This is a genomic window from Nostoc sphaeroides, assembly GCF_003443655.1.
GTDB classification, from domain to species: Bacteria; Cyanobacteriota; Cyanobacteriia; order Cyanobacteriales; family Nostocaceae; genus Nostoc; species Nostoc sphaeroides.
In genome coordinates this window covers 4,408,517-4,433,405 of the sequence record NZ_CP031941.1, presented here as the reverse complement: position 1 = coordinate 4,433,405, position 24,889 = coordinate 4,408,517, and the positions used below count along the sequence as shown (strand labels likewise).

29 protein-coding genes are annotated in these 24,889 nt (G+C 42.1%); 16 read left to right on the top strand and 13 right to left on the bottom strand.

The features are described 5' to 3' along the window. Positions 1 to 39 precede the first annotated feature (39 nt). From D1367_RS19715 to ndhC, 3 genes are read right to left on the bottom strand one after another with little or no spacing between them, the layout of a single operon-like run. Positions 40 to 570 (bottom strand): NAD(P)H-quinone oxidoreductase subunit J, encoded by a 531-nt coding sequence (locus D1367_RS19715; RefSeq protein ID WP_118167884.1) that lies wholly within the window; start codon positions 568 to 570, stop codon positions 40 to 42. Next, the gene (gene ndhK / locus D1367_RS19710) at positions 563 to 1,300 is read right to left on the bottom strand and encodes a photosynthetic/respiratory NAD(P)H-quinone oxidoreductase subunit K (RefSeq protein ID WP_118167883.1); all 738 of its coding nucleotides are present in this window, start codon (positions 1,298 to 1,300) and stop codon (positions 563 to 565) included. Before ndhK ends, D1367_RS19715 begins: the two co-directional genes overlap by 8 nt. Continuing rightward, entirely contained in the window at positions 1,291 to 1,653 is a 363-nt protein-coding gene (gene ndhC, locus D1367_RS19705; protein ID WP_073644368.1) for a photosynthetic/respiratory NAD(P)H-quinone oxidoreductase subunit C, read from the bottom strand. Before ndhC ends, ndhK begins: the two co-directional genes overlap by 10 nt. A 1-nt stretch (position 1,654) precedes the next feature. On the opposite strand from ndhC, the gene D1367_RS32865 reads away from it, so the two are divergent. From D1367_RS32865 to D1367_RS19675, 7 genes are all read left to right on the top strand, one after another. Continuing rightward, positions 1,655 to 1,780: a hypothetical protein gene (locus D1367_RS32865; protein WP_267255641.1), complete on the top strand. Its 126-nt coding sequence runs from the start codon at positions 1,655 to 1,657 to the stop codon at positions 1,778 to 1,780. A gap of 222 nt (positions 1,781 to 2,002) precedes the next feature. Beyond that, positions 2,003 to 2,338 carry a rubredoxin gene (locus D1367_RS19700; protein WP_118167882.1) on the top strand — a complete coding sequence of 112 codons (336 nt, stop codon included), beginning with the start codon at positions 2,003 to 2,005 and terminating at the stop codon, positions 2,336 to 2,338. A gap of 236 nt (positions 2,339 to 2,574) precedes the next feature. Continuing rightward, on the top strand, positions 2,575 to 3,594 hold the full coding sequence (locus D1367_RS19695) for a photosynthesis system II assembly factor Ycf48 (RefSeq protein ID WP_118167881.1): 1,020 nt from the start codon (positions 2,575 to 2,577) through the stop codon (positions 3,592 to 3,594). Positions 3,595 to 3,883: 289 nt separating this feature from the next. After that, positions 3,884 to 4,132 (top strand): cytochrome b559 subunit alpha, encoded by a 249-nt coding sequence (psbE, locus tag D1367_RS19690; protein ID WP_012411800.1) that lies wholly within the window; start codon positions 3,884 to 3,886, stop codon positions 4,130 to 4,132. A gap of 9 nt (positions 4,133 to 4,141) precedes the next feature. Next, positions 4,142 to 4,279, top strand: a complete 138-nt coding sequence (psbF, locus tag D1367_RS19685) for a cytochrome b559 subunit beta (RefSeq protein WP_012411801.1) — start codon at positions 4,142 to 4,144, stop codon at positions 4,277 to 4,279. 8 nt (positions 4,280 to 4,287) lie between these two features. Beyond that, positions 4,288 to 4,410 carry a photosystem II reaction center protein PsbL gene (locus tag D1367_RS19680; RefSeq protein WP_012411802.1) on the top strand — a complete coding sequence of 41 codons (123 nt, stop codon included), beginning with the start codon at positions 4,288 to 4,290 and terminating at the stop codon, positions 4,408 to 4,410. 70 nt (positions 4,411 to 4,480) lie between these two features. Beyond that, complete coding sequence (locus D1367_RS19675) at positions 4,481 to 4,600, top strand: photosystem II reaction center protein J (protein WP_012411803.1); 120 nt, start codon at positions 4,481 to 4,483, stop codon at positions 4,598 to 4,600. Positions 4,601 to 4,818: 218 nt separating this feature from the next. Here the strand turns inward: D1367_RS19675 and psaI are convergent, their stop codons facing one another. Then, a complete protein-coding gene (gene psaI / locus D1367_RS19670) occupies positions 4,819 to 4,968 on the bottom strand; it encodes a photosystem I reaction center subunit VIII (protein ID WP_118167880.1) in 150 nt (49 codons plus the stop codon). Between the two features lie 306 nt (positions 4,969 to 5,274). Next, positions 5,275 to 8,385, bottom strand: coding sequence for a hypothetical protein (locus D1367_RS33115; RefSeq protein WP_323808682.1), 3,111 nt, complete (start codon positions 8,383 to 8,385; stop codon positions 5,275 to 5,277). Between the two features lie 425 nt (positions 8,386 to 8,810). On the opposite strand from D1367_RS33115, the gene D1367_RS19660 reads away from it, so the two are divergent. Together D1367_RS19660 and D1367_RS19655 are read left to right on the top strand one after the other, a co-directional pair. Beyond that, positions 8,811 to 9,008, top strand: a complete 198-nt coding sequence (locus tag D1367_RS19660; RefSeq protein ID WP_118167879.1) for a hypothetical protein — start codon at positions 8,811 to 8,813, stop codon at positions 9,006 to 9,008. An 81-nt stretch (positions 9,009 to 9,089) separates the two neighbouring features. After that, the gene (locus tag D1367_RS19655; RefSeq protein ID WP_118167878.1) at positions 9,090 to 9,569 is read left to right on the top strand and encodes a Tic20 family protein; all 480 of its coding nucleotides are present in this window, start codon (positions 9,090 to 9,092) and stop codon (positions 9,567 to 9,569) included. A gap of 3 nt (positions 9,570 to 9,572) precedes the next feature. Here the strand turns inward: D1367_RS19655 and D1367_RS19650 are convergent, their stop codons facing one another. After that, positions 9,573 to 10,346: a fumarylacetoacetate hydrolase family protein gene (locus D1367_RS19650; RefSeq protein ID WP_118167877.1), complete on the bottom strand. Its 774-nt coding sequence runs from the start codon at positions 10,344 to 10,346 to the stop codon at positions 9,573 to 9,575. A gap of 399 nt (positions 10,347 to 10,745) precedes the next feature. Here D1367_RS19650 and D1367_RS19645 point away from each other — a divergent pair, with 399 nt between their 5' ends. The 4 genes from D1367_RS19645 (at position 10,746) to D1367_RS19630 (ending at position 13,360) form a co-directional block, all read left to right on the top strand. Next, on the top strand, positions 10,746 to 11,321 hold the full coding sequence (locus D1367_RS19645) for an IS607 family transposase (RefSeq protein WP_118167876.1): 576 nt from the start codon (positions 10,746 to 10,748) through the stop codon (positions 11,319 to 11,321). Positions 11,322 to 11,395: 74 nt separating this feature from the next. Further along, positions 11,396 to 11,839 (top strand): zinc ribbon domain-containing protein, encoded by a 444-nt coding sequence (locus D1367_RS19640; RefSeq protein ID WP_228674799.1) that lies wholly within the window; start codon positions 11,396 to 11,398, stop codon positions 11,837 to 11,839. A gap of 270 nt (positions 11,840 to 12,109) precedes the next feature. Beyond that, positions 12,110 to 12,484 carry a 30S ribosomal protein S6 gene (gene rpsF / locus D1367_RS19635; RefSeq protein ID WP_118167875.1) on the top strand — a complete coding sequence of 125 codons (375 nt, stop codon included), beginning with the start codon at positions 12,110 to 12,112 and terminating at the stop codon, positions 12,482 to 12,484. Positions 12,485 to 12,796: 312 nt separating this feature from the next. Then, positions 12,797 to 13,360, top strand: a complete 564-nt coding sequence (locus D1367_RS19630; protein ID WP_118167874.1) for an Npun_F5560 family protein — start codon at positions 12,797 to 12,799, stop codon at positions 13,358 to 13,360. Positions 13,361 to 13,864: 504 nt separating this feature from the next. Here the strand turns inward: D1367_RS19630 and D1367_RS19625 are convergent. Beyond that, positions 13,865 to 14,218 (bottom strand): STAS domain-containing protein, encoded by a 354-nt coding sequence (locus tag D1367_RS19625; RefSeq protein WP_118171586.1) that lies wholly within the window; start codon positions 14,216 to 14,218, stop codon positions 13,865 to 13,867. Positions 14,219 to 14,705: 487 nt separating this feature from the next. Between D1367_RS19625 and D1367_RS19620 the strand changes: the two genes are divergently transcribed. Continuing rightward, positions 14,706 to 15,338: a DedA family protein gene (locus D1367_RS19620; RefSeq protein ID WP_118167873.1), complete on the top strand. Its 633-nt coding sequence runs from the start codon at positions 14,706 to 14,708 to the stop codon at positions 15,336 to 15,338. A 248-nt stretch (positions 15,339 to 15,586) separates the two neighbouring features. Here D1367_RS19620 and D1367_RS19615 read toward each other — a convergent pair whose 3' ends face one another. The 5 genes from D1367_RS19615 to D1367_RS19595 form a co-directional block, all read right to left on the bottom strand. Continuing rightward, positions 15,587 to 16,789, bottom strand: a complete 1,203-nt coding sequence (locus tag D1367_RS19615) for an argininosuccinate synthase (protein WP_118167872.1) — start codon at positions 16,787 to 16,789, stop codon at positions 15,587 to 15,589. Positions 16,790 to 17,546: 757 nt separating this feature from the next. Further along, entirely contained in the window at positions 17,547 to 18,053 is a 507-nt protein-coding gene (locus tag D1367_RS19610) for a PEP-CTERM sorting domain-containing protein (RefSeq protein ID WP_118167871.1), read from the bottom strand. Between the two features lie 120 nt (positions 18,054 to 18,173). Beyond that, positions 18,174 to 20,144 (bottom strand): alkaline phosphatase, encoded by a 1,971-nt coding sequence (locus D1367_RS19605; RefSeq protein ID WP_118167870.1) that lies wholly within the window; start codon positions 20,142 to 20,144, stop codon positions 18,174 to 18,176. A 39-nt stretch (positions 20,145 to 20,183) separates the two neighbouring features. After that, positions 20,184 to 20,423: a hypothetical protein gene (locus D1367_RS19600; protein ID WP_225892188.1), complete on the bottom strand. Its 240-nt coding sequence runs from the start codon at positions 20,421 to 20,423 to the stop codon at positions 20,184 to 20,186. Positions 20,424 to 20,616: 193 nt separating this feature from the next. Continuing rightward, positions 20,617 to 21,609 (bottom strand): cation diffusion facilitator family transporter, encoded by a 993-nt coding sequence (locus D1367_RS19595; protein ID WP_118167869.1) that lies wholly within the window; start codon positions 21,607 to 21,609, stop codon positions 20,617 to 20,619. 855 nt (positions 21,610 to 22,464) lie between these two features. On the opposite strand from D1367_RS19595, the gene D1367_RS19590 reads away from it, so the two are divergent. Then, the gene (locus D1367_RS19590; RefSeq protein ID WP_228674801.1) at positions 22,465 to 22,767 is read left to right on the top strand and encodes a hypothetical protein; all 303 of its coding nucleotides are present in this window, start codon (positions 22,465 to 22,467) and stop codon (positions 22,765 to 22,767) included. A 226-nt stretch (positions 22,768 to 22,993) separates the two neighbouring features. Here D1367_RS19590 and D1367_RS19585 read toward each other — a convergent pair whose 3' ends face one another. Further along, entirely contained in the window at positions 22,994 to 24,460 is a 1,467-nt protein-coding gene (locus D1367_RS19585) for an IS1380 family transposase (protein WP_118167868.1), read from the bottom strand. Between the two features lie 76 nt (positions 24,461 to 24,536). Here D1367_RS19585 and D1367_RS19580 point away from each other — a divergent pair, with 76 nt between their 5' ends. Then, positions 24,537 to 24,854 (top strand): PEP-CTERM sorting domain-containing protein, encoded by a 318-nt coding sequence (locus D1367_RS19580; protein ID WP_181984893.1) that lies wholly within the window; start codon positions 24,537 to 24,539, stop codon positions 24,852 to 24,854. Positions 24,855 to 24,889 lie beyond the last annotated feature (35 nt).

Below are 24,889 nucleotides of genomic sequence, written 5' to 3'. Positions count from 1 at the left end.
CTCTATTCAGCGATTCATCGCCTCTCTATTCAGCAATCTCTAATAAGCGTCCTGCAACTCATAAAAATCAGGCGAGATGTAATCCTTCCGCAAAGGCCAACCCACCCAATCTTCCGGCATCAAAATCCGCTTGAGATTTGGGTGTCCTTCGTAGATAATGCCGTACATATCGTAAGACTCGCGCTCTTGCCAATCTGCGGTCTTCCAAATCCAGTACACAGAAGGCACTACAGGATTTTCCCGTGGTAAGAACACCTTAACCCGCACTTCTTCAGGGCGATCGCTATTATCACCAACTTTAATCAAGTGATACACACTTACAAACTCCTGTCCTGGCCCAAGGTCAACACCACCTTGAAACTGGAGATAATTAAACCCATAAGCATAAAGGGCTGTAGCGGTAGGAAGCAAGAAATCTGCCGCCACCTTAATTATCTCTACACCATTCTTATCTGGTGCTAAAAACTCATGGTCAAAGCCATTTTCCGTCAACCACTGGGAAATTTTACCCGCTTGTACCAATGCTTCTTCTTTCGCTGCTGGTACTGGTTTAGATTCTTCTTCAGCCACGGGTTTGTTCCTCCTTTTGCGCCTTTTCTGTCAGTAATGCAGGTGGTATTGGCATACCAATCGCTTCCGTCAATTCCTTCGGTGGTGCATAGCGAGTTTCTGACTGCAAATACTTACCAGTTAAGATTTGCTCTACTGGCTTCAGGTTATGAGTCGTGCTGTAGTAGCGGTGGGTTTGCTTAATTTTATCCCGCTCTTGCATCGATTCATTGGAGATTTTCTTTCGCAGCTTAATGATTGCGTCGATAATTGCTTCTGGACGGGGAGGACAACCAGGCAAATACACATCTACAGGAATCAGTTTATCAACTCCGCGCACTGCCGTGGGGGAATCAACGCTGAACATCCCGCCAGTAATTGTACAAGCACCCATCGCAATTACATACTTCGGCTCTGGCATTTGTTCATAAAGACGCACCAGTTGGGGAGCCATCTTCATCGTAATAGTCCCTGCCGTAATAATTAAATCGGCTTGGCGGGGGCTAGAACGGGGAATTAGCCCAAAACGGTCAAAGTCAAATCGTGAACCAATTAAAGCTGCAAACTCAATAAAGCAGCAAGCAGTACCAAACAACAACGGCCACAGACTAGAAAGCCGCGCCCAGTCGTAGAGATCATCAACCGTCGTCAAAATGACGTTTTCTGAAAGGTCTTGAGTGATTGTAGTCCGCTCAATGGGGTTGATGATTCGTTCTTTGTCCTGGGTTGTTAAGTTAGAATTCAAGACCATTCCAAAGCTCCTTTACGCCATGCGTAAACTAAAGCGACTACAAGAATTGCAATAAAGACTAGCGCTTCAATAAATGCTAATAGCCCCAAACGGTGGAAAGCTACCGCCCAAGGATACAAGAATACAGTCTCCACATCAAAGACGACGAAGACCAGAGCAAACATGTAGTAGCGGATATTGAACTGAATCCAGGCTCCCCCAATGGGTTCCATGCCAGATTCATAGGTGGTGCGCCGTTCTGGGCTGTAACCACTGGGTCGTAGGAGCTTGGAAGCTGAGAGCGCTAAGGCAGGAACTAGGCTACAGACTATGAAGAAGCCTAGAAGGTACTCGTAACCGCTGAGGACAAACACAATGAGTATCTACCGCTTATGGAGTATTTTAAGTAGTCACTGGGGACTGGGGACTGGGGACTGGGGACTGGGAACTGGGGACTGGGAACTGGTAAATCCTTCTGAATTTACAATCCCTCATCCCTAATACAAAATTATTGACTTTTAATTCCCAATCCCCAATCCCTAGTCCCCAATCCCTTCAATTACGTTACTTTCTTTTACATTATATCTGTTTGGGTTTTCTGAAATCTGGGAAACAGATACACTTCAAGTATTTAATTAGCTTTTGATAGTGATAGAAAAGCCAAACAATTATGTCATAATTTGTAACGTATATTTCAGATTTCTTCTCTGTGAGGCCCTAGCCATGAGCGAACCAGCTGTTGAGACTACGGTGTTAGACCGCTACGAGTGTCGCGCCTGCGGTTATGTTTACGAACCTGAGAAGGGAGACGACAAGGATGATATTCCTTCAGGGACATCCTTTGCAGAACTGCCAACAAATTGGCGCTGTCCAGTTTGTGCTGCTAAAAAAACCGCTTTTGCCAACATCGGCCCTGCGGGTACTGCATCCGGCTTCAAAGAAAATCTCGGTTACGGTTTTGGTGTCAATAACCTAACGCCAACCCAAAAGAATATCCTAATTTTCGGTGCTTTGGCTCTTGGCTTCTTGTTTTTTATCAGTCTCTACGGCTTACAATGACAGCCGTTAAGCAATTCAAAATGACGCTCTCTACGAAACGCTAAAAGCGAACGCAGACTCGCTCTAAGCGAAGCCATGCCGTTGGCGTTCGCGTAGCGTCTCTGAAAGAGAAGCCTCTCGTAGAGAAGGCTTTACGCTGCGCTAACAAAATTCAAAATTCAAAATGAAAACCCAGGATTTTCCAGCGTCCTGGCTGCCAACTCTTACAGAAATTTAGAAATAACTAAGAAATACTGATGCATTCAATTGTGAAAAATTGGCAACGAATAGCTGCCTTGTTAATAGTAGTCATCATCTGCATAGGTTGTAGCAAAGTTCCTTCTGTTAGCTACAACCCTTGGAAAGTCATTTCTGTGCCAACAGACTCGAATTTATTGGATATTGCTTTTACTAAGAACCCTGAGCATGGTTACTTAGTAGGTAGCAATGCCACCCTGTTGGAAACCAATGATGGTGGTAATACCTGGAAACCAATAACACTGCAACTGGATGAGCAAAAGTATCGTTTTGACTCAGTAAGTTTTGCAGGAAAAGAAGGCTGGATTGCCGGAGAGCCTGGACTGTTGCTGCATACAACTGATGAAGGTGCTTCTTGGTCGCGTATTCCCTTGAGTGAAAAGCTACCAGGTAGCCCGATCGCAGTTAAGGCACTAGCAGACAACACAGCTGAGATGGCTACCGATGTAGGAGCCATATATAAGACCACAGACGGCGGCAAAAACTGGAAAGCCCAAGTGGAATCAGCAGTCGGTGTGGTGCGTAACTTAGAACGTTCTCCTGATGGCAAATATGTTGCCGTTTCCGCCAAGGGTAGTTTCTACTCGACTTGGGAACCGGGACAAGATGCTTGGGTTCCCCATAACCGCAATAGTTCTCGGCGCGTAGAAAACATGGGTTTTGCTGACAATGGGCAATTGTGGTTACTGGCTAGGGGAGGTCAAATTCAGTTTAGTGACCCAACTAAACCTGAAGAATGGCAAGAGGCAAAATATCCAGAGTTATCCACCAGCTGGGGTTTACTGGATTTGGCATATCGCACACCCGATGAAATTTGGATAGGTGGCGGTAGCGGTAATTTGCTACGGAGTGGCGACGGTGGCAAAACCTGGGAAAAAGACCGTGAGGTAGAAGAAGTTGCTGCTAATTTGTATAAAATTGTGTTTTTAGAGCCAGAGCGGGGATTTATAATTGGCGATCGCGGCGTTTTGCTTAAATATCTACCAAACCCTGAAACAACTTCTCCAGAAGCCGCTTAGTGGGAAAGGGGGAGTAGGGAGTAGGGAGTGGGGAGTAGGGAGGATGAGGGGATGAGGAAGAAATAAGCAAGTCCGAATGCCCCATGCCCACTTGCCCTGAGCGACTTGTGCCGAGCATCTCGACTTCGCTCGATGGAGCCGGAGCCGAGGTAAGTCGTTCGCGTAGCGTCTCGCAGAGAAGGGATGCCCAATACCTAATTTCTGAGAAGAACTTTGCAACTTGTAACTCTTTCTTAACTTTGTAGGATAATAAACTCAATAACACTCTATGTATAAGGTAGGGATCTAAATGTCAGGTACCACTGGAGAACGTCCGTTTTCGGACATTATTACTAGCGTTCGTTACTGGGTAATTCACAGCATCACCATTCCGGCATTATTTATTGCCGGTTGGCTATTTGTCAGCACCGGGCTGGCTTATGATGCTTTTGGTACACCCCGCCCCAACGAGTATTTCACACCAGCACGCCAAGAAGTGCCCATTGTGAAGAACCGTTTTGAAGCTAAAAAACAAGTTGAACAATTTATTGGAAAGTAGTTTGAGATCATGACTAGCGGCAATAACATCAATCAACCAGTTACCTATCCAATTTTTACCGTTAGATGGCTGGCAGTTCACACATTAGGTGTACCAACTGTATTCTTTTTAGGCGCGATCGCCGCAATGCAATTTATTCATCGTTAGGAGCAATTATGGTAGAAAGATCGCCCAATCCCAATAATCAACCGGTTGAACTAAACCGGACTTCGCTATACCTGGGACTATTACTAGTTTTCGTTCTGGGGATTCTGTTTTCCAGTTACTTCTTCAACTAAGTAGAAGTCCTGTTGTTAATCTTTGTTTATTTAACCTGTGTTGATTAGTTGTTAAGGGAGGAGAGAAGCTGTGTCTGGAAGTGGGAGAATTCCCCTGTGGGTCGTCGCTACGATCGCAGGTTTAGGTATAATTACAGTCTTGGGCATTTTCTTTTATGGTGCCTACGCCGGACTCGGTTCTTCGATTTAACATGAGTTAGTTTGAACCGAACACTATAAGTTAGAATTTTCCAGCATTTGTTGAGAAATCAACGTTAAAAAAACCGCCTGTCTCCATGAGATGGGCGGTATTAATTTTGGTCATTAGTCATTTGTCTTTTGTCCTACCCTGCGGGAAGCCGCTAGCGCGTCTATGTCATTTGTTTTTTACAAATGACTAATGACTAATGACTAATGACTACATCAGTATCAGTTGATATCACTGATATCGTCGCTTTCAATGTATAAAAACAGAGACGCGAAGACTATACCTGGCAAAACCCAACCAATTATGGGAACCAAGATAGAAGACAAGTACGAAGTACTAGCCAAGATAGAAGGCAAAAAAGAAGCTGCCATAGTAAAGGTTCCTATCAAATCACACTACAATTCAAAATGAGCTTACTGCAAATTCTGCCAAATTTTTGAAATTCTTTCATATTTTTAACACAGGGGACATTGGGACATGGGGGAGATGAGGGAGATGAGGGAGATGTGGTTCGACTTCGCTCACCAACCGGGAGATGAGGGAGACAAGGGGACAAGGAGATAAACAAAACTCCTAACTCCAAACTCCAAACTCCAAACTCCTAACTCCAAACTCCTAACTCCTAACTCCAAACTCCTAACTCCTAACTCCTAACTCCTAACTCCTAACTCCCTGAATTACATACCCAGGAGTTCATCTAGCTGCAAGTTTGGCAAGTCTGGAGGAATCACAGTTCGCACTATTGTAACTTTGTGACTCTCCTGTTGAGTTGTTAGATCAAGTGCGATCGCTTCTAAGCGAATTTCCAAACACCCAAAGGGAATATTTAATTGCGTCATCACTTCCAATCCTCCCAAGGCATTAGGTAGCAAATTTGTCAGTAAATGGGGCCCCTCTAGTAACCAGCGAGTTTGATAATCTTCAAGCCATAACTTGACAACAACTTGGGGAGGTGCTTCAGGCAGTACTACGCGCACTATGATAAATTTGCCAGCGATTAGTTCGCCGTCTGGTATATGCAGTTCTGGAATTGGCAAAGGCTCAATGGCTGCCGCAGTTATAGGTGAGGAAGAGGATAAACCTAACAGTGGTTGCTTCTCTTCTTCAAAAAAGTCATTCTTCGCCCCATTGGCTTCCAGTTCACTGTATGTATCATCTACAACGATTTCTTGCGCCAACCAAGCTGAGGCTATATTCATTTTTATTGGAGGAGGGGGGGGCGGTAGTTGTGTTACCGCCATTGAGAGTGTTGGTTCGGATACTTCTACTACCGTATCTTCCCTTGTTTCTAGATCGTCTTCCTTTGCTGTGTCTGCGTCTTCTTCAAAGTTCTCAAGATCAGAAACCGATTGAACTTCTTCCGATATCTCTGTGTCCGCATCCACGTTTAACGGCAAGTTGACATCAACATTGGCAGTTTCAGTACTAAGAGAAAGCTGGGTCTGCTGGGCTGGAACATAGCGATCGCGGTCTTCAGGTTCCAGTTCGTCGATGGATTCAGGTAAAGAGTATCCTTGGCTGTGCATCCACTTCCTAAGCAGGGGAGATGAGGAAAGGTTACCTGTTGTAATGAATTGTGCATTTGGCTGGGCTTCTACCTCAGCAACAGATTCTTCTTGGAATTGGGCATCATCTACTAATTCCAGTGTATTTTCATCAGCTACAGTTGTATCCAACTGCGGGAAGTCTTCATCTGCTGGAACTTCCAATGCATCTGGAGCATTGTTTTTTACTTCTTCTGTATCATCTGGCACAGCTTGTAGCCGTTTCAAGTATGGCAAAGTAGTGTCGAGTATTGGCGTTCGACGTTGCTTGATGACCAACTGCTCCAAGTTGATGGCAACCATAGTAGCAGCATCCGTTTCCACAACTTCCTGTTCTGTAGGGGGTTCTGCAACAACATCTGTGGGAGTGTTGGCATGGGTTTGAATAGGGGGCAGTTTCGGCAATTGAGGCGAAGTGCCTGAATTTTTTAAGTTAGATGCCCGCAGCGTGGCTTCTCGTAGAACTTGTAAGTTAATTTGCGGTGGTAAAGGTGTATTTGGGGATGGATTGAGTATCTGAGACTGGTCTGTTTTTGGAATCTTGACCAGATTGAATAGTTTCAAATCGATCCTTACAGCGCCCTCCGGCTCCGTGACAGCAGCAGACGAGTCCGATGGTGTTATGGGGTCATTTAAGGATGTACTAGGTGTTGCTGCGGCAGTGATTGCCAGTAATTGTGTTACATCTGCTGTAATGGTGAAGGACTGGCTGGCTAACCGGATGACTTCATCAACATCGGCGAATCTACCAGACAAACTGATATCTGCCAAAATTAACTTTGATTCAAAGTCAGCAGCAATATCAATTGAGGTATTGATGGTGAAGGGCAACTCCTGATCTGGTAAGGGTTGCCGTACCTGGGTCAATATTTTCGAGTTTTTGGGCGATCGCAGTTCAATTCCTAGTTCAAGCGCCCGCAGGCTTTTAGAGAATAATGTTTCAGCCTGATCTAGATTTATCTTTTCTTTGAGTTCTACGTGCCCATTGATTGTAAGAGGTTGTCCCCAACCAGCAATGTAAGTATCCTGGTCTAAAGTTAGCAGTAATGGGGGTGGTGGTTGTGTTGCTGGAGAATCTGTAACCTTTTCATCATTGAGCAGGGCTTCAGAATTGGGTAAAGCTAAATCTATTAAATTTTGTAAAATCTGCTCTGCCGTCTCACCTTTGAGCCACACAGAACTCACAGGCTCATCAATATCTTTTGCCGTTTCATCTAGCAGAACAGTGGTATCAGGATTGCTGTCTGTAGTAATTGCCTGTTCTGTAGCGATCGCTTGATCTAAGTTAATTTCGGGTTCATCTGGAGCAGTATATTCTAAGTTCCCTTCATCTAGCACAACAATAGTAACGGAGTTACTGTCTGTAGTAACCGCCTGTTCTGTAGCGATCGCTTGATCTAAGTTAATTTCGGGTTCATCTGGAGCAGTATATTCTAAGTTCCCTTCATCTAGCACAACAATAGTAACGGAGTTACTGTCTGTAGTAATTGCCTGTTCTGTAGCGATCGCTTGATCTAAGTTAATTTCGGGTTCATCTGGAGCAGTATATTCTAAGTTCCCTTCATCTGACACAACAATAGTAACGGGGTTGTCGTCTGTAGTAACCGCCTGTTCTGTAGCGATCGCTTGATCTAAGTTAATTTCGGGTTCATCTGGAGCAGTATATTCTAAGTTCCCTTCATCTAGCACAACAATAGTAACGGGGTTGTCGTCTGTAGTAATTGCCTGTTCTGTAGCGATCGCTTTATCTAGCGCAATTGCGGGTTCTCCTGGGAAAGTGAATTCCCAGTTTTCAGAAACAGTATTTGGGCGATCGGGTGAATTTGATTCTACATTCTCCCCCTGCTCCCCCTGCTCCCCCTGCTTCCTCTGCTTCCTCTGCCTCCCCTCTACTTCCTGGCACAATACTTTAAGTTGGATACTGTATTGCCAAGATTTACCGAGTAGCTCCGACATCAAATCGCCGATACAGCGCAACTCCCAAACTCCCGGATCGAAGTAGGTAAAGGGAATTATCGCCATTAAGCCTTCTGAATTAGTGCGACGCGATCGCTTGAAAATTCGCCGCTTTGGTAGAACTTCCTGGGTTGAAGAGTGAGTTACCCGCACTTCCACGTCTGTATTAGGAAGGTTAGAACGAGCCAAAACTCTATACTCCCCTTCCAAAATTTCCAAATTTGGCGATTCTAGGATATGCCACGAGCGATCGCCTTGTTTCTGTATCAGAAATTGCCAGTGTTCCATTGTGAGTGATGCCCAGACCGACCAGCCGCCCAATTATATTGTGTATTAACTTGCTTGCAAGTTTACCCCAGTATTTTGTAAATGCATCCCTTAAATGGCTATCTAGTTAACTGCCAACTTTTTCTGTATGATTTTTTACCAAAATTTCCATTTGCCATAGACACAACATACAATAAATGTAAGAGTCACTTGACAATTTTTATTAAAGTGTGATTGCCCCGATTTTTGCTACAAAAAGTTAGGATGTCGCTCTTAAGTGTGATTTGCGATCGCTTACTCTGGGTGCGAAGCGCGATCGCAAATCACAACACTTAACCGCGCAGCACGCGCTAAACCTACAAAGCAGCGTTTCTTTGAACCGCTACAAAGCGTATCCTCACCTGAGTGAAATGTGGGTGACAATAAGGATTTACAGGAGGGATTCCATGCTAGTCATTTTAATGGACGAGCAAATCCTTGCCCCTGAGCAAGTTTGCCAGTCTTGTTTACTCGCTGACAGGAGCGGTCAACCCCGTTGGCGTGGGGGTCAACTGCGTTGTGGTCAAGCCATTAGCAAACTCACTCAACAGCAGCCAGACCAGTATGAGTGTCTGATGGGTTTTCGCATCGCCCATATAGAATAGTTGAATTTGCCAGCAAGACCAAGCAACTGCGTTATCCTAAGCTCAAGTAACTATTAAAATTTAACCACAGGAGAACGCATAATGTCTTGGCGCGGATCTACAACAGTTTCAGATCGGATTTTTGCTTCCTTGCCTTATTTGCTGCCCCTAATTGATGGTTTAGTCTTTGGCAGCTCTTTGTTGAAGCAGTTTCCAGCACTACAAGTTCTGCTTTTACCACTGCAACCAGTGCTAATACTTTATGGTAGTTTAGGACAATTTGGACAAATAATTGTGTTCTTTGCCTTGTTACTATTAGTGGTAAGAAACGAAAAAATCAGTCACTTCATTCGTTTCAACACAATGCAAGCGATTCTTTTGGACATAGTTATATTTTTGTGTTCCATACTGGTGCGAGTTTTAGAACAGGTTCCTGGTACTGGCTTTGCAATAGAAACAGTAGCTAACACCATCTTTCTAGGCGTTGTAGTAGCAGTTGGATATTCCGCCGTTCAGTCTCTACTGGGACGTTATGCGGAAATTCCGGCGATTTCCGATGCAGTGTATATGCAGGTGCGTTAGAAATTAACGGGGCGCTACGGTGTTTTCCAGGCGACCAATACCTTCAATTTCGACGCGGACGCGATCGCCTGGATGCAATGGATTTACACCCTCCGGCGTACCTGTAAGCACCAAATCACCCGGTAGTAGCGTCATCACCTGACTGATATAAGAAACTAGAACATCGGGGGAAAACACCATTTGATCGATACAGGCAGATTGGACTGGATTGGTATCGTCATTCACAAAAGTTTGCAATCTCGCTCCTGGATTTAACTCCCGCACGATCCAAGGCCCCAAGGGACAGAAAGTATCAAAACCTTTGGCTCGCGTCCATTGACCATCGCGTTTTTGTAAATCCCGCGCTGTTACGTCATTGGCAATGGTGTAGCCCCAAATTTTGGTTTGGGCTACCTCTGGTGTACATTCAAAGGCGTAATCGCCAATCACTAACGCTAACTCTCCTTCGTAATCAACTCTTTGTGACTGGGGAGGATACTTAATTTCCTTATCAGATGGAATGATCGATGTGGGTGGCTTGAGAAAGATTAGTGGCTCAGAAGGGACTGGAGTTCCCATTTCGGCAGCATGATCTGCATAATTCTTACCCACCGCCACAATTTTTGAGGGAGCGCAGGGAGCCAGAATTTGGTAATTTTCTGGTGTCAAAGTTAAATCAGTGGGTTGTCCTTGTAACCAGGGCGGAGCATCTAGCACCTGCACATTCAGGGATAGTTGTAGTAACCCATAGTAAATCTGTCCTTCTTGATTTTGAATTCGCACATAGCGTTGCGCCATAACCTTAATGAATATCCTTTTATCTGCTTTTTTGTGGCTGTGAGCGGGTAGCAATCATCAGTTAGCTTTTTAGCGAACCGATTCGGCCTTGAGCCTGAAAGCGATCGCTTGCTATAATATATGTCTTAATCCGGTTCGGTTAATATGTTTGGCTAAGAGAGATCCCCTAACGCCCAATTTATCGGGGGGGTCGCCGCAGGCGGGGGGATCTTAAGGGAACCTAATATATTTCTTTAGGGAAAATACCCCAAAGCATTGCTGATAGCTCGATCAATCTTTTCAAAAAAAAAGACTACCTACGTTCACTACCGTCTCATCATTACCCTTGGGGGGTGAGTGAGAGGTTGAATAACAGTAGGTGATTTGCTAACAATCTCTAATATATGCTAATATTTAACTATGGCATATATACCACTCAGAAAAGCAGTCGAATTTCTGGGTTTGCACCCAAACACCTTAAGGAAGTACGCAGATGAAGGAAAGATCAAAAGCATCAAAAACGAAGCAGGGCAAAGACTCTTTGATGTCGAGTCCTACCAACGCGATGCAATTGAGTCTACCCTTGTTTGCTACTGTCGAGTTAGTTCACCAAAGCTTCGAGATGACTTGCAGCGACAAGTTGAATTCATGCAAGAGCGATACCCAAACGCCGAAATCGTCAAAGACATTGGAAGTGGACTCAACTTCAAAAGGAAAGGATTGCAAGCCTTACTGGTCAGATTTATGCGAGGTGATAAGCTCACAATTGTTATTGCCTGTAGAGACAGATTGTGTAGATTTGGATTTGAGCTATTTCAATTCATGGCAGAGCAAAACGGTGGATCAATCGTGGTTCTCTCAAATCCTATTCACTGCCCAGAGTCCGAACTCACGGCCGATCTTCTTGCCATCCTTCACGTCTTCAGTTGCAGAATGCACGGACTCAGAAGTTACACCAAGAAAATCAAAGAAGATGCGACTATTCCTAAACCCTGAACAGAAAGCTTTGTTTTCGTTTAGATAGGTTGGTTTCAAGGATATCTTCATCACCTAGTCAACAAAAAATAAGGTTGAGAAAAGCTGCAAGTAGACTTCGTTGCAAGATTAAAAACTTAGTTAAAGAGTTACATCACAAAACAGCTAGATTTTTGGTTGATAACTTTGATGTAATTTTGCTACCAACTTTTGAAACATCTCAGATGGTATCAAAATCACGTCGTAAACTACGAAACAAATCTGTTCGGCAGATGCTAACGCTTTCTCATTATGAGTTCAAGACTTTTCTTAAGTGGAAAGCTTGGGAACAGTCGAAAACCGTCATTGATTGCAACGAAGCTTATACCTCAAAAACAGTGTCATGGACAGGCGAGATCGTCAAGAATCTAGGTGGAGCGAGAAAAATTTTGTCTCTCTCTACTGGGCTAAAGATGAATCGGGATCTAAATGGTGCCCGTGGAATTTTCCTTCGGGCATTGGTTGATACGCCTTGGTTAAAGAGCCAATTAGCTCTTTAACTTGTGTATTTGTTAGTAAACATTAGCAAAAAAGTATCGGTTTCTTTTGGAATATAGCTAAAGAAATCTGGGGGCTGGGAAGCGACCTAGTTTTGATTAGGGACATCCAAAAAATTCAAATTTCGGCGATTTGACTAATGATTCAAATTTAAAACTGGTAAGATTATAGTTCCTTGTTGCTTCAGATGTTGATTAATACCGACATTTTGAACTATATTAGGTATAAATTAGCATCAGCAGCCATTTCTGTCCATAAGGAGACTGAAAAATATGACTACAAGTTACGAAACAATGTACATTCTGCGTCCTGACCTGGGAGACGAACAGGTAGAGCAAGCAATTACTAAATATCAGAATTTGCTTCGCGACCAAGGCGCCCAGGATATGCAAATTCAAAATCGTGGTAAGCGTCGTCTGGCTTATGAAATCAAAAAACACCGCGATGGCATCTACATCCAGTTAAACTACACTGCACCTGCAACTGCGATCGCCCCCTTTGAACGCGCCATGCGCTTGAGTGAAGAAGTGATTCGCTATTTGACAGTTAAGCAGGAAGCCGAAGAAGAAAAACCTCCTAAAGAGGAAAAAGAAAAACCCACTAAAGTAGCTGCACCTGCACCTGCACCTGCACCTGCAACAGTCTAAGGGAATAGGGAATAGGGGATAGGGATACGAGGAAGAAATAATTAATACCCAATGCCCCATGCCCACTTGCCCTGAGCGACTTGTGCCGAGCATCTCGACTTCGCTCGATGGAGCCGGAGCCGAGGTAAGCCGTTCCCGTAGCGTCTCGCAGAGAAGGGATGCCCCATGTCCAATCCCATTCAATAAAATTTTGTTTTTTCTTTTTTCGTAACTTGCTTGGGAATGCTAAATTAACAAATACTTGCCAAAGGTAGTACTCCCGCAGTTATACCTAAGAGTGGACAAGATTCTGAATGGGAGCTGTAAGCTACTGTGAGCCAATCTGATACACCCAATATTCAAATTCTCTCTACGGAAGTATCGCAGCTACGCCAAGAGTTGCAACTTCGTGATTCCTTAGTGCAACAACTATCTCAAGAACTTTTCCGGCTGGTAAAGGGTAATACTAATTTTATGCCCCAGCAGCCGGATCTTGAGCGCGATCTGACCCAGTTACAGGCTTTGCAAGAACAACTCCAAGCTGTAGAGCAGCAGGTGGCGTTCTACCAAGAGCAAATTACAACTCGTGACTCCGAAATTTACCAATTGCGACAGTCAGTTCAAGAACTCACCGATCGCAGTCGGATGTTGGAGCAAGTAGTACAAGAGTTGCCTCAAATTTATCGGCGGAAGTTTGAAGAACGGATGACGCCAGTCAGAGAAAAGGTAGCAATGCTACAACGGGAAAACCGCCAACTACAAGCAGAACTGCAAAGTGTGAGTTACCGTTTAGCACTTAAAACTCGCAATGCTAGTCACAGTGGCATTGATTTACCAAATTTCCCCCGCCCAGCATCCGACGAAGAAACTAACATTTCCACTCCCCAGAACGCCTAAAGTTATCATTCTGGTGGAATCGAACAGGTAAAAACTTGCCGCGAAAAAGTGTCTTGGATACATCCAACTAGTACACCAAGGCGGAAGTCAACCCCTACGGAGAAATCCTACAAAAAATCATTGTTTTGATTAAGTATTAACACTGGTACTTACTAGACTTTTAGCGTAGGCGTAGCCCGTCGTAGACATCGCTATTCAACTACCATTAGCCCCAAAAGTGTAATATCAGCGTACTACAAAGCGAAGTGCCGAATATGGGTTATAAATAACGCAAAGGCTGATAGTATAACCTTTCTTACGCCCTAGTAGATGGCTTCCGATAAGCAGGTTCATTAATCAGCTTATTGATATTACCTACGTCAAAGCATGAGTTTAGCTCAACATTCAACTCTATAAAAAAAGAAAATCAGCCTGCTAGTACCAGACTGTTCTCTTTGATTTGAGAATATGAAAAAATGCAAATATTGCTTGACTCCACCATCCATCTATAGGTAGATTTATTATCTAGGCTGCTAGCACCAGGCTGTTATCTTTAACGGTGGTAAAAATGTCTTCGTAAGTGGGAAAAATTTCAAACACTGAATCTAGTTGGGTGAGTTCCAAAATTAACCGTACAGGAGCTTGCACGTTGCATAGAACCAAGCGACAACCACTCTGACGTGCAGCTTTCAACCCTTTTACTAAAGGGACTAACCCAGAACTGTCCATGAAATTAACTTCTGCTAGGTCGATAACCCAGAGTTGATGAGCTTGGGGCACTACTCTAGCCATCTGTTCACTCAAAGTCTTACCGCCTTCCAAATCTATGCTTGCTTGGGGTTTAAATAAAATCACTTGAAGTTCTTGTGTGAGAATCATGAATTTAACAGGGTAGTTGGAACACTTGACAAAAAATTGAAAAAAGACATCAATACTCTTCTCTTTCAACAGCAAAATTACTGTTTTACCCAGATATTTGGGCAATTGCAGTGGTGCAGTTGATAGGGATTATTTCAGTATTCATGCCGTATAATTTGTGATAACTTTCATAAATATAGGCATAAACGCCTAACAATTTCGGTATCAACCGTATCTTTTACAAGATTTTTATCATTTCACGGGATATTTATAAATTTTTTATAAATATTTTAATTTTTTTGTAATAAATTATAAAGTTGTGGTATTTACCTCTAAAAAATGCATAGTTAATAGTAAAAAATTAATCGTTACCATCAACTATAATTTATGGATTATTCAGAATTAAACTAATGACTCAATGGCTCTATGTAGCGGTTTAATTGACACCCCGCGCATAAACAAGCAAAGATATAATAAAAGTAAAAATTTGTAAAGGCGGCGGTGCGGGATGTCTTTAGAGCTGATTTCACTAGAAAATATCCAGGAAGTCGCCCACACTTACGGGTATTGGGCAGTTTTTTTGGGAATTTTGCTAGAAAATTTAGGCATTCCCCTTCCTGGCGAAACCGTGACCTTAGTAGGCGGGTTTCTAGCTGGCAGCGATGAACTAAATTTCTGGCTGGTTCTCGGTGATGCAATTATGGGTGCTGTAATTGGTGGCACTTGTGGCTACTGGATTGGTAGAGCTAGCGGTTGGCCTTTTTTAGTAAAAGTTGCTAGCATATTTCGGATTTCCGAAGTGCGGCTGCTGACTATTAAAGATCAATTTAGTCAAAATAGTGCTAAAGCAGTATTTTTTGGACGTTTTCTGGCATTGTTGCGAGTTTTTGCTGCACCACTAGCTGGTATAGCCGAAATGCCCTTTGGAAAATTCTTTTTATACAACTTTTTAGGAGCGGTTGCTTGGGCTAGTTTGATGGTGACATTGGCTTTTTTTGCTGGCAAAATTATTTCTTTAGAGCAATTGGTTGCTTGGGTGGGTCAATTTGCGATCGCAGCGTTACTGATCTTGGCTGCCTTAATTATTGTGCCCCTGTGGCTAGAGTCTCGGCAAGTTAAAGAAGCGAGTAGTGAAGAGTAAAAAGTTAGGAGTTAGGAGTTAGGAGCGATGCCCTGAGCAGTTCGACAAGCTCACTGTAACACCTGCCGTTCGCGCAGCGTCTCGTAGAGAAGGGTTTGCAGTTTGGAGTTAGGAGTTTGGAGTTTGGAGTTAAGTAAAAAGTTATTTTTTTAATTTTTACTTTTTGTATTTTGCATTTTTAACAGACGCGATTAATCGCGTCTCTACTCCTAACTCCTGTACAGACGCGATTAATCGCGTCTCTACTCCTAACTTTTAATTTGCTGCGACCAAATACGAGTTGGTAGCCCCCAAATGTAGATAAAGCCTTCAGCAGCTTTGTGATCGAATTGGTCTTCGGCTCCGTAGGTTGCCAAATCGGGAGTATAGAGGGAATTATCGCTCGAACGTCCAACTATAGTAGAGTTGCCCTTGAACAACTTCACTCGCACGGTTCCAGAGACTCGCTCTTGTGTCTTTTGAATAAAGGCATCGAGGGCAACTTTCAGTGGACTGTACCACAAACCGTTGTAAACGATTTGGCTGTAAGTTTCTTCAATCCCACGCTTGTAATGGGTGACATCTGCCGTCAAAGTCAAGCTTTCTAAATCCCTATGTGCCTGAATTAACACTAACATCGCGGGTGATTCGTAGATTTCCCGCGATTTGATGCCCACCAGACGATTTTCGATCATATCGATCCGTCCGATACCGTGATTTCCTACCGCCTGATTGAGTTCTTCAATTAGTTCAACTGGCTTTTTAGCTATACCGTTGAGGGTTGTCGGAATACCACCGTGGAAGCCAATTTCGATGTACTCTGGCTCGTTGGGAGTATTAGCGATCGCTTTGGTCATTTCATAAATTTCTTCTGGTGGCTCAAATGACGGATCTTCGAGTAAACCAGCTTCAATACTACGACCGAGCAAATTTTTGTCAATGCTGTAGGGAGAGGATTTTTTGACTGGTGAGGGGATACCAAACTTTTCACCATAAGCGATGGTTTCCTCACGGCTCATTCCCCATTCTCTGGCTGGTGCGAGGATCTTTAGGTTGGGGTTTAAGGCGGTAACTGAGACATCAAAGCGAACCTGATCGTTACCTTTGCCGGTGCAACCGTGAGCGATCGCATCAGCACCATATTTTTCGGCTGTTTCTACTAATACCTTGGCAATCAGTGGACGAGCAAGAGCAGTTCCGAGAGGATAACGATTTTCATAAAGGGCGTTGGCTTGAATCGCCCCAAAGGCGTAATCTTTAACGAAGCTGTCTTTGACATCCGCTACGAGGGATTCACTTGCACCGGATTTGAGAGCTTTTTCTCGAACTGGCTCTAATTCATCTCCCTGACCTAAATCTGCTGCTAGGGTAATCACCTCTTCCACACCCCACTCCTGTTTGAGGTAAGGGATGCAAACGGAGGTATCCACTCCACCAGAATATGCCAGGACAACCTTTTTGGCGCGACCCATTAATTTCTCCACTTAGGACAACAAACAATGAGTCATTATTATATCTAAACAATCCATGTATATTTTATTCATGCAACAAGTAATCTGAGAATTCAGATCATGTGGAAAAGCTAACGATTAACCTAAGCCCCTAACCCCCTTCCCGACCCTCTAAGAGGGAAAATTCAAAGTCTCTCTCCTTAAAGGATGAGAGAAATAGAAGAGGGGTTTTCCACATACCATGAAAAGTCAGAACAACTAATAGGTTAATTAACTGCAAACCCAGACATTACTGTTAACTCTTGTCTGATGCTAATAAAACGATGTAGCAATCCTAAATTATTATGTGAATAACAAGATTCCCTAACTTTTTAGAGAAATTGGGAATCTGAGCTTTGAGATTTTTTGACACTCTCCGACCTAAAGGTACGGAGATTCTTAAGAGATTACGCTCTTAATATCCTGATTTATCAGGTTCCCAGGCTGACCACGTTTGCACTAAGTGCGTAGTCATATCTCCTCAAAAATATTTTGGGCGTAGACTTTCCCCCAGTCTGGGGGTAGGTTTTTAAATCTTGTACTGATTAGAATATTTTACCATGTTCTGAAACAAAATTGACTTAAGCCTAAAGGCTTGTGACTTGCTTTCAAAACGCAGCCTAAAGTACGAAGTTCGGACACTTGCGTGTCCTACTTTTCACGGGTTTTCAGCATTTCCCTATAATTTTAAAAATTTGCAGGGTGGATAATCCCACCCCGTTATTCTTGATAATTTGATTTAAGCTTTTGTGCTTGATGGTTTAGAAAATGCTATTTTTTTACTCAAGAACAAACTTAACCCGAATACAGACAATCCAAGCATTAAACTTGGCTCTGGAACACTGGTATAAGTAACTTTCTGAATACCCGTACTAGTTAAATCGTTCAGATTGATAAAATTTTCGCGGTAGACATTAAAAGCGCTAGGTGTAAAATATAACCCTAACCCCGCTTGGTTAAAAATTGTTCCCGAAAAGTCGGTGAAAACTGAAGCTAAAGGATCATCCGCTTCAGTGTATGACTGGCCACCATAGCTAGCAGAAATCTTTAAACCTTCTGCGATCGTTACTTCTTGATCGTCTGCTGCTGCTTGATCAAATGAAAAAGTACCTGTGAGAGTTTTATCGTCGTTGGAAAAATTATAAGTTAGGGCTGCTGCTTGAGCCGGGATAGTCTCCCCTAACGAAAAAATCAAAGCAGTTCCTACCGTTGCAGCTGCTAACTTCTTGAAGATGGAGTCAGTCATTTTTTCCCTTGATAAAAGAACAGGTGCAATAATACCGCAATAGTTTTTTGAGACAGAGACGTGTGTTACCACGTCTCTGCAAAACAAAGCTTTTCAGTTAGTTTTAGTGAAGCGGTGTATTCAATTCACAGGCTTGTTTGTGATCGCAGTTTTCATGGCTTGGAAGATATGACTTTGGTCAACCACGCCCCGAACACCAGGCACACTGTAAGTACCAGAGCTATCTTTAATCTGGAAGCCTTGTCCTAGCGATCGCGTCAAAGTTGATGCGTAAGCACCCTGGTAGTAAACAGGTACAACGCGGCGGCTATGGCTACCCCAGAGATATTTGTAATTTGGATCAGACCCCCAGAAGTGACCAGCATCAGTAGGATTGTGCTTAACGAAGGTGATGTCCTTGGCGTTATACTTCAAGCCTTTAGCCTGATTTGGGTTAGGATTGGGAGTCAATTTAGAGGCAAAGTCATTATTTAGAGTTAGGTAATGGTCATGGTCAGCAGTAACCAACAGCAGGTTCTTGCTCCAACCACCATGATGATCTACCCAACTAATGACCTGCTGGACTGCCTTATCAAAATCATTCATGGTACCAATCAGGTTATCCATGTTGTTGTCATGAGCAGCCCAGTCGATATCGCCTCCCTCAACCATCAACCAGAAGCCATCTTTGTCTTTACCTAAAACGGTTAAAGCTGCTTTGGTTAAATCAGCTAAAGTTGGATTTTCGTTAATCTCTTTAGCGATAAAGCTGGCATCAGTTTCACCGGGAGCCAGAGGACGAACAGTATCGGGTGCAGGAGCATTAGGAGCGATGGGATTACCAGCTGCATCAATGACAGGAACACAATCCCCAGCAGTACCAGTGATTATCTGACCTGATGGACAGGTAGCCGCAGTTCCAGGCTTGACAACAGAGGTATAGAGTGAGAAGTTGTCCAGACCTGTCAAACTATAGTCTCCCTTAGAAGAACTAACGGGAATGTTGCCATTTTGTCCACGCGCACCATACAGACCAAATAATCTGCCTCCCTTGTTGGGGTCAATTTTAGCAGCCGTTTTTAGCAGTGTCTTAGCTGCATTAGGGCCGCGTTCCAAAAAGGTATAGCCGTAACGATTGGACGTAGGATTATTCTTCAGATGCTGGTAAGTGTCTTCGGTAATGTACGTATACTTAAAGACGCCCTCTGCTGTACTTGTGCTTTCTCTATTTTCAAAATCTTTAGGATGACCGCCACCCAACAAAATATTGGGCTTAAAGTTCAGCAATGTTTGTTGCAAAATGCTGTCTTGGTTGGTCTTGCTGGGGTCGTAAACACTGTCATACTTGCTACGACGATTTACGAAAGAAGCCGCAGCACCAGGGGTTGCATGGCTAATAGGTACGGAAGTTACCAAGCCTGTAGACTTACCTTTTTCTTTGGCAATTTCTAGGATGGTTTTCAACTTCTTCTCGTAAATGTCTACCCCCATCGCATTGTTAAAGCTTTTTACCCCTGTATACAGAGTTGTAGCTGTATTAGCAGAGTCGGGATAACTGTACTTGATGTAATCTTTGTCATAAGTACCAGAATTAGCAGGGGTCAAAGGAACCCAAGGAACAGGGCCGCCCTTACTGATGTCATAACCCGCCAGATTACCATCCTCTAGGCTATTGCCATCAAATCTATTGCCAGGGTTAAAAGGAGTAGGCTGGAATGAGAAGTTAGGACGAACAGGACTTGCACCCGTGAGTGGATTAGAGTTATCTAGAGCAGAGTTACCTGTTAGATGGGGCTGGTCTGTTGGATTGGCTGGTGTATTTCCCTGAATTGTTGTGCCGTAAGTAGTCACCAATCCATATCCAGTGAGCTTTTGGAAGCTAAGACCTGAACCTTTACCACTTGTGTAAAAAGGCGCACCTTTGGCAACGGCTGCGGCTCGTGCCATTTCCCAACCCATACCATCGCCAATCATGATAATTACGTTAATTCCATTACCAGCAGCTAGGGTAGGCTGAAAAACAGAATTACCAAATACCAGCAGAACGGTACAAAGCAAGCCAGCCATAGTCAAGGCTAGAAATCGCTTGTACTTTTGCAAAAATGAAATCATTGCAGTGTGCCTTAAAGTTAATTGAGCAAGAGTTAGGCGTTAATTTTGATAAAAATTTGGTTCTAGATGAGTAGCACCAAAGTCTGAGTATGTTGCAGTCACATCTACCTGAGTAGGGGCTGCGGCATAACTTGGATTAGAGGCGGTTGCTGGTTGTTGATTTGATGTTCCTAAAAACAACAAAACTGTCAAAAGCAGACCAGACATGAACCAAGCCAAGGTGCGCTTGTACTGTTTAATTAATGAAATCATTGGGGATTTTTGAATGAAAGTCATCATCAGGAAACCTCTTAGTAAATAACCGAGTTGCAATCAGCGTAGGCGTAGCCCGTCGTAGACATCGCTATGCTTTGACAATTGCAATAATGCTAATAAGCATTATGTTTAAATAAGTTTTAAAAACCAAATATAGGTAGGATAAATTAGCAAAAATATTTTGGTATTTATAGCGGTAATTAGTAAAATTATGTATTTAGCTATGTTCTAGGGTTGAATTGTTTTTCCTTGCAGACAACATGAAAACTAAATCTTGGTTAAATAAAGGATGAATTGGCAACGCTGAAGGTTTTATAGAGCTAGTTAGCTGCAAAGTTATCTCAGCAATATTAAAAGTTTTTCGGATGTGAGTTTCTAACTTAGTAAGTAAGCGATCGCGTTCCTGGATAGTTGCACATTCAACTGTCAATTTGGCGCAAAGCATTACCTTATCTAAGCTAATTGTCCAGATGTGAAGTTTTTCTACTTCAACAACACCAGGAAAAGATTTGAGAGATATTTCCACCTCAAAAGGGTCTATTGATTCCGGTGCATACTCCAAAAAAATCTTTAAACTTTCTTGCACTAAAGGTAAAGCACTCAAACCCGTAAAGATTGCAACGAATATACTTATAGCAACATCTGCCCACCACCAATCCCAAAGATGAACTACTAAAGCAGCTATAATTACGCCAACAGAACTAACAGTATCGGCGATGACGTGAAGCAAAGCTCCCCGCAGGTTTAAGTCGTCGTGAGTGTGAGGATGAAGCAAAGTAATATTGAGCAGATTGACGATTAAACCTAATACTGCAATTGCTAACATTGGTATGCCTAAAATTGCTGCTGGATGTTGCCAGCGTTGAATAGCTTCCAATATGATAAAAGTAGCGATCGCAACTAAACCTAATCCATTCACTAAGGCTGCTAAAACTTCAATTCGTTGATGTCCAAATGTTGCTTTTTTATTAGCTGGTTGCTTTGCCAAAAAACTAGCAAGTAGCGATATACATAAGGCTGTAATATCTGATAATATGTGTCCCGCATCCGCCTGTAGAGATAAACTTTGACTCCATAAACCCACGCTCCACTCAGCAACAAAAAAAACAGCAAGTAAACCTACTGTTATCCACAAATTTTTTCCTTTCTGATAATTATTAACTACTTTTACCTGATTATCTGTACATCCACACCATTGAAGTGAAACCATTATTCAAAAACCTTTTTGTACAGTAGTAACTTCAAAAGTTCCCACCAGTCGTATTTGTGGCGAGGATTTTCTCAATTGGGAATGTATATCCTTAAATATTGTCTTTGAATAGGCTATGGTTAAAAACTTTTTCCCCATGCCTTTTTTATAAAATTACTTACCAATCTCAAAATATGTTTTTTTAGATTCAGAAATAGACGAATACTAAAAAAATAGGTGTCTATTAAAAATTTATCCTACTTAATTTAAGAAATGGTAATGCTTTTGTTAAAATTATAAATCAAAGCAGATTAAAACTTGCAATTTCCAGCAATCATCCTGTTAATTATTTGTTACTAATTACACATGAGTTTATTGGTAATCAAAACTTGCAATCAACTTCCTATTCTGCCTAAGAGGATGATAACCATTATCTTTTGGCATCCTAATGATATAGGTGATAAACAGCTTTTTGATGGGCGATATACTTGGATAAATATAGATTGAGAATAAGAATATTTTTTACTGATTTATCTAATTTTTGAATAAAATTTTAGAAATTATGAGCTTCAAATTTGTTTAATCACTTACTATTAATGAGGTTTGATGAATCATTTTCATATAATTTTATGACAATCTGACAGTAACAAAAATTTTATTAATGACAGCAATCTAAAGTCAGAGGTTTAAACTTTTTGCGTCTGAGTGGATGAGTTGAATTTTCACTTCACAGGAAATTTATATATATGTGACAAGCTTAAAGATTTGATAAAAATACTCTTTTGTTCGATATTTCTTAACCTGTACAGAGTGGTTAAAAGCTTATTTAAATGAAATTACAGGATTATTCATTTTTTAACTTTGGAGTATTTTTTGATGAAATTAGCTAAAAATCTTGCCATTGCTACTATTGCAGCTACCATCTCTGTTGCTGCTATTGGGGCTAAACCGGTGCAAGCTGCTTTAGTTAATTACGATTTCACTGTGAATGCCATATATGGCAATAATCCCGGTCAGTATTTCGGCTCTTTTCAATACGATGACTCGACCTTAACCAATACAGGTCTTGAGACATTGGGAGTTGAGAATGGATTAGCAGTTGCATTCAACTACTTAGTTGCTAACTATACAGAGGCAGATCCCGGATTTCTCACAAGCAATAAAAAATGTCTTACATGAGGTCATGTAAGACATTTTTTTTGATACACCATCAATTCAAATTTAGGTAGGAAAATTAATTAAGTATAAAACTTGATATTAAAGACAAAATTAGCACTATATTTTTATGATTACTGAAACCGAAATGCTCGGTTCATAAAATTAAGCATTTCAAAAGTAGACTTGGATCAAACCAAGCTGAAAGCATCATTAATTAGAGATGAGTGGAAATGCAGCAAAACTAATATTAAGCAGTATTTGGCAGCATTTTTAAGCATCTGTAAGCAGCAGCCCAAATATATTTAGAAGGACTTGAGCTACTAATTGCAATTAAAATTCGCTGTGCGCTTACAGTAATCACTGCGCCTAATTTCAGTAATTTAGTCCGAATAGTTCCGACTTGGGCGTTTTGTAGTTCTGTCTTCGCCAAACATTTTGACCGCAAGGCATTCATCAAAGCGTAAGCTATAGAAGAAAACCACAATCGTAACTGATTGCCCGCAAATGTGTGTGTACTGGTTCTATCGCTAAAAAGTTCCAGTTGTTGTTCTTTAAAGCGATTTTCCATCTCACCTCTAGGACAATATTTCTGGGTATAAAGTTCACCTGGAGCCATCTTATCTGTAGTAATTGATGTGACAACAAAACGGATATTGGTTCCCTTGACTCCAGACTCAACTTTACAGACAACACGGCGACTACGACTCCAAGATTCACGAGTCTGGTAGTTTAAAGATTTATACCAAATTGAGTTATTAATCAAGTTATAAGCAACTTCAGGAAGTTGTTCACCTGGGTTAAATACAGTTTCCAAAAATGAAACTACTGTTGATAGTTTCTGCTCATACTCAAGCGAGGCTCTGTTTTTAGTCGTGGTAGTCATCTGAATTAAACGACTGTTTTGCGCCAATCCAAAAACGTAATCAACTCCCGTTTGGGACTCACACCACTCCATTATGTTATCTCGTGAATAGGCACTATCTCCACGTACTAGAATCTGGACATTACTCCATTGGTCACGTATTTGTTTAATAACTCTTTGTAGCTCTTCTAATGCCCCTGCTGCTGGGTCTACATTTGAAGGTCGTAGTTTTGCTGCCAATAAGTGTTTGCCACAAAAAATATTTTGTGGAGCATAGCAGTATCCTGCGTAATAAGTATTGAAAAAAACTTGCTCCTGAGTTCCATGTACTAAATCATCAGTTACATCCAAGTCTAAAATAATTTGTCGTGGTTCTTTGGCGTAAGATTCTAGAAATATATCCACAAATAGACTTTCAATTTTTGATGGACAATGCCCGATTTTATGATAACGACTGTCTGCTCCTTGCTCTACATCTTCTGGACAATGTTCCAGCCTATTTAATGTGCTTTTGCCTGCTAATACAGTCAGTTCGTTTTCTATACCAATTCTTTTTTGTAATGCTAGAGCAAACATTGGATCATGACGTAACTCTTCATGGTCGTTCAAATCTTCGTATCCCATGACTAAGCCATATATCCGTTGTGCAATTAAGCTTTCGATAGGATGCAACATTCGGTTTGACTGACGGTAATCTTGGAAACATACTGCCAACCGTGATGTTATTTGCAGTTTTCGGTCTAGTTCCGCAATTAAGCTTAAACCAGCATCAGATGTTACCTGTCCCCCGTTGAAATTAACTACGACTGGGGGTGATTTTGGTTGTTCTTTCTGTTCTGTTTTGGGAGCGATCGCTCTGCTGGTCGAGTCATGCTTTAAAACTGCTAAAATGCTTGCTATATATAGATTTTAGCAGTTTTTGACTCTGGTGTTTTCAGACTTTGTGAGAAATCCGGGAGATGATACTGATTTCAATAGTTTTCCTATAGCCAGTTTTAATAATGGCGAAGTTCTGGGACTAAGCTATTTTGTTGCAGACCAGTTTGCGATCGCAAGTAATCCAAATACTCCAGATGTCGGAGGAAACAACTTTTATCTGATTGACCAATCAGTAAATACAACACAAGTAGGTACTGTCAGCTACACTAAAGTACCCGAACCGTTAGCTGTTGGTGGTACGGCTATTGCTGGTGTTATGGGATTGTGGATGCAACGTAAGAAGAGAGCAACAAAAGTTGTGGGTTAATAGTTATAAGTAAATCACCTTATCCTTGCCCGTGT

Bases quoted from the DNA above. Each gene is read 5' to 3' on its own strand.
- ndhK (WP_118167883.1), bottom strand. From the start codon at position 1,300: ATGGTCTTGAATTCTAACTTAACAACCCAGGACAAAGAACGAATCATC.
- D1367_RS32865 (WP_267255641.1), top strand. From the start codon at position 1,655: ATGAGTATCTACCGCTTATGGAGTATTTTAAGTAGTCACTGGGGACTG.
- D1367_RS19700 (WP_118167882.1), top strand. From the start codon at position 2,003: ATGAGCGAACCAGCTGTTGAGACTACGGTGTTAGACCGCTACGAGTGT.
- D1367_RS19695 (WP_118167881.1), top strand. From the start codon at position 2,575: ATGCATTCAATTGTGAAAAATTGGCAACGAATAGCTGCCTTGTTAATA.
- psbE (WP_012411800.1), top strand. From the start codon at position 3,884: ATGTCAGGTACCACTGGAGAACGTCCGTTTTCGGACATTATTACTAGC.
- psbF (WP_012411801.1), top strand. From the start codon at position 4,142: ATGACTAGCGGCAATAACATCAATCAACCAGTTACCTATCCAATTTTT.
- D1367_RS19680 (WP_012411802.1), top strand. From the start codon at position 4,288: ATGGTAGAAAGATCGCCCAATCCCAATAATCAACCGGTTGAACTAAAC.
- psaI (WP_118167880.1), bottom strand. From the start codon at position 4,968: ATGGCAGCTTCTTTTTTGCCTTCTATCTTGGCTAGTACTTCGTACTTG.
- D1367_RS33115 (WP_323808682.1), bottom strand. From the start codon at position 8,385: ATGGAACACTGGCAATTTCTGATACAGAAACAAGGCGATCGCTCGTGG.
- D1367_RS19660 (WP_118167879.1), top strand. From the start codon at position 8,811: ATGCTAGTCATTTTAATGGACGAGCAAATCCTTGCCCCTGAGCAAGTT.
- D1367_RS19655 (WP_118167878.1), top strand. From the start codon at position 9,090: ATGTCTTGGCGCGGATCTACAACAGTTTCAGATCGGATTTTTGCTTCC.
- D1367_RS19650 (WP_118167877.1), bottom strand. From the start codon at position 10,346: ATGGCGCAACGCTATGTGCGAATTCAAAATCAAGAAGGACAGATTTAC.
- D1367_RS19645 (WP_118167876.1), top strand. From the start codon at position 10,746: ATGGCATATATACCACTCAGAAAAGCAGTCGAATTTCTGGGTTTGCAC.
- rpsF (WP_118167875.1), top strand. From the start codon at position 12,110: ATGACTACAAGTTACGAAACAATGTACATTCTGCGTCCTGACCTGGGA.
- D1367_RS19625 (WP_118171586.1), bottom strand. From the start codon at position 14,218: ATGATTCTCACACAAGAACTTCAAGTGATTTTATTTAAACCCCAAGCA.
- D1367_RS19620 (WP_118167873.1), top strand. From the start codon at position 14,706: ATGTCTTTAGAGCTGATTTCACTAGAAAATATCCAGGAAGTCGCCCAC.
- D1367_RS19615 (WP_118167872.1), bottom strand. From the start codon at position 16,789: ATGGGTCGCGCCAAAAAGGTTGTCCTGGCATATTCTGGTGGAGTGGAT.
- D1367_RS19610 (WP_118167871.1), bottom strand. From the start codon at position 18,053: ATGACTGACTCCATCTTCAAGAAGTTAGCAGCTGCAACGGTAGGAACT.
- D1367_RS19605 (WP_118167870.1), bottom strand. From the start codon at position 20,144: ATGATTTCATTTTTGCAAAAGTACAAGCGATTTCTAGCCTTGACTATG.
- D1367_RS19600 (WP_225892188.1), bottom strand. From the start codon at position 20,423: ATGATGACTTTCATTCAAAAATCCCCAATGATTTCATTAATTAAACAG.
- D1367_RS19595 (WP_118167869.1), bottom strand. From the start codon at position 21,609: ATGGTTTCACTTCAATGGTGTGGATGTACAGATAATCAGGTAAAAGTA.
- D1367_RS19590 (WP_228674801.1), top strand. From the start codon at position 22,465: ATGAAATTAGCTAAAAATCTTGCCATTGCTACTATTGCAGCTACCATC.